This is a genomic window from Deinococcota bacterium, assembly GCA_030858465.1.
Lineage (GTDB): Bacteria > Deinococcota > Deinococci > Deinococcales > Trueperaceae > JALZLY01.
In genome coordinates this window covers 1-2,826 of record JALZLY010000226.1, presented here as the reverse complement: position 1 = coordinate 2,826, position 2,826 = coordinate 1, and the positions used below count along the sequence as shown (strand labels likewise).

Here is a 2,826-nt window from a genome sequence, read left to right as displayed (position 1 = left end):
TCAAGCACCGTGCCCAGGTGCGGCGGCTCGCCGAAGAGACTGGGACGGGGCGCCACCACCAGCACGTCGGCGGCGGAGTCCAAAGGCAGGACCCCGTCGTTCCAGAGCAGGGTGGCCCCTCGAGTGGCGACCTCGCGCGCCAGGGCGCGGTGGGCGGCGTAGTCGGGCGCCGGGTCGGATGTCGGGTCGGATGTCGGGTCGGATGTCGCGCGTTCCCACCCCGGGCGGTAGCGTTTCGCGACCCTCTCGACTCGAGCGAGCGCGTCCTGCACTCTCACCTCGCTGATCCTGCCGCTCCTGACGGCCTCCACCAGCGCCTCATGGACCTCGCCCTGCACCGCCCGGTCGGGCCCCAAGAGCACCAGGTCGGCGCCCGCCACTATGCTCCGGACGGCGGCCTCGCCGGGACCGTAATGATCGGCAACCGCCTTCATGTCCATGTAGTCGGTAATGATGAGGCCATCAAAGGCGAGTTCCCCCCGCAGCAGTTCGGTCAGGGCCCGCTCGGACAGGGTGGCGGGCACGTCCGCCTCGAGCGCTAAAAAGGCCACGTGCGCCGTCATGACGGCGGGCACGCCGGCCTCCACCAGCGCCTCGAACGGTGGCAGCTCGACGCTGTCCAGCCGCGCCCGGTCGCCCGTCACGCTGGGCAGGGCCAGGTGCGAGTCCACGGCGGTGTCGCCGTGGCCGGGAAAGTGCTTGGCGACCCCGGCGACGCCGGCCGCCTCGAGCCCTTCCAGGGTGGCGCGGCCAAATAGGCTCACCGCGTCTACGTCCGCCCCAAAGGAGCGGACGCCGATGATGGGGTTGTCCGGGTTGCTGTTCACGTCCACCACCGGCGCGAAGCTCATGGTGAAGCCGGCAAAGGCGAGCTCCTGGGCACTCGCCAAGGCCGCGCGGCGCGCGAGCTCGAGGTCGCCCGCCGCCGCCAGCGCCATGTTGCCGGGGAACAGCGTCGCCTCGGGAGCGCGAAAGGAGCTGAAGGGACCGCCCTCCTGGTCGACGGCGAAGATGAGCGGGTAGCCCGCGGCGTCTTGCAGGCCGCGGGTGATCTCCTGCACCGCCGCCGCCGACGGCGCGTTGCGCGAGAAGAAGATGAAACCGCCCGGCCGGAGGCTCCCCAACTGCTCGAGCGGCGGCTCCGCCCCCGTGAAGGCCAGCATGAGCAGGCGCCCGACCGCGGCTTCATCCTGGGCGAGGACGGGGGTCATCAAGAGCGCGCTCAGCAAGAAGCAGCCGTGCAAACGTAGGTTCATACCATCACCTCGCTGGGCAGCTTACCGTTCAAGCCTCTAAAGGACTCGCCGACCGCCTCGTGAAAGGCGACCCGCAGGGCGTGGATGTTCTGACCGCAGGTCCTCGACGGATGCACGCGGTTGGTGAGCAAGACGGCGAACCAATCATTGTCGGGGTTAGGGCCACTAGGCCCTTTGGACCCTGGGTTGAGCCACAGACTGGTGCCCGTAAAGCCGGTGTGACCGTAGGCTTCGGGGCCAGCGTAGCGCCCGGCGCTCGAGGGCTCGGTCCACAGGATCCAGCCCAGGCCGCGGCGCGCCTCCTCGTCTCGCACGTACTCCCTGGTCGCCAGCGCCAACATCTCTTCCGAAGCCAGGCGCGCGTCACGGCTTAGCCAGGCCTGCGCGTAGGTTGCCAAGTCGTCCGCCGTGCCGAAAAGTCCCGCGTGCCCGGCGATACCATCCAGGACATAAGCGTTCTCGTCGTGGACCACGCCCTGAAGGCGCATGTTGCGCCAGCCACAGTCTTCAGTGGCGGCGACGTTCTCTTCTTGAAGCGAGCCGAAGCGCGTCTCCTTCATGCCGAGCGGCTCGAAAATCTCCTGGCGCACAAAAGCGTCCAGCCTCAGGCCGCTCACCCGCTCGACGATGGCGCCCAGCAGAATGAAGCCCAGGTCGCTGTAGACGTAGCTGCCGGCAGGATGCTCGAGCCCGCTCTGCAAGACATTGGCCATAGCGGTTTCGCGCTTGCTCGCCCAGGCGAAGAGTGGCTTCCAGGCAGGCAGGCCTGAACTGTGGCTGAGCAAGCTCTCCACCGTCACGTCGGCCAGCGAAGGCGACTGAAACCAGCCGGCGTTAGTGAAAAAGTCGGCAATGCGGCTCCCCAGCCGAATCTCGCCGCTGTCGATCAGCTTGAGGACCGCGGGCAGCGTGGCGACGACCTTGGTGAGCGAGGCTAGGTCATAGACGGTGCTTCTGTCGACGGCTGCCCCCTCGCTCCAGGTCTCCCGCCGCCCTGCCGCCGTCACCAGGTGGCGTGTGGAAGCGGTGCCGACCATTGCCACCACGCTGGGCACCTCGTCCCTTCCGACCGCCTCTTCGACGACGCGTCGCACTTCTGCAAAACCTCCAGCTTCAGAGCCTGTGATCATACGTGAAGATAGCACGTTTGACTCTAGTGGTCTAGCAGAGGTATAGTTGCCCAGGTATAGTCCAAAAGCAGCAGTTCAAAGTATCTTCTGCAAAGGAGATGGCTTCAAGAGACGGCATGACCGAGAGGCAGCATGACCAGAAGCATCGGCAGATTCTTGACTCAGCATATTTCAGGGCGTGATCTCAGTGATGGAGGAGAAGCATGAACGGATTTAGAAGCCTAGGCATTGCGGCCATCGCCTTGCTGTTCGCCCTCATAAGCGCCGTAAGCGCGCAGCAGGCCGAGGCTGGCGGGGAGCTCATCATCGGTGTCGACCAGGAAGCGATTGGCATGGATCCCAATATCGTCACCTCCTTTTCGTCGCACCGGCGCGTCGAGCTGCTCTACAACCGGCTCGTCCGCTACGACGAAAACGCCAACGTCGTGCCCGACTTAGCC

General features: G+C 66.1%; 3 protein-coding genes. 1 reads left to right on the top strand and 2 read right to left on the bottom strand.

What is annotated here, in order from left to right; translation table 11 throughout:
- Together M3498_11535 and M3498_11530 are read right to left on the bottom strand one after the other, a co-directional pair.
- The coding region (locus M3498_11535) for a glycoside hydrolase family 3 protein (GenBank protein MDQ3459917.1) at nucleotides 1-1,256 on the bottom strand (1,256 nt) is incomplete at its 3' end.
- Nucleotides 1,253-2,350, bottom strand: a complete 1,098-nt coding sequence (locus M3498_11530) for a beta-lactamase family protein (protein MDQ3459916.1) — start codon at nucleotides 2,348-2,350, stop codon at nucleotides 1,253-1,255. The genes M3498_11530 and M3498_11535, both read right to left, overlap by 4 nt.
- A gap of 239 nt (nucleotides 2,351-2,589) precedes the next feature.
- On the opposite strand from M3498_11530, the gene M3498_11525 reads away from it, so the two are divergent.
- On the top strand, nucleotides 2,590-2,826 hold a 237-nt coding region (locus M3498_11525; GenBank protein MDQ3459915.1), incomplete at its 3' end, for a peptide-binding protein.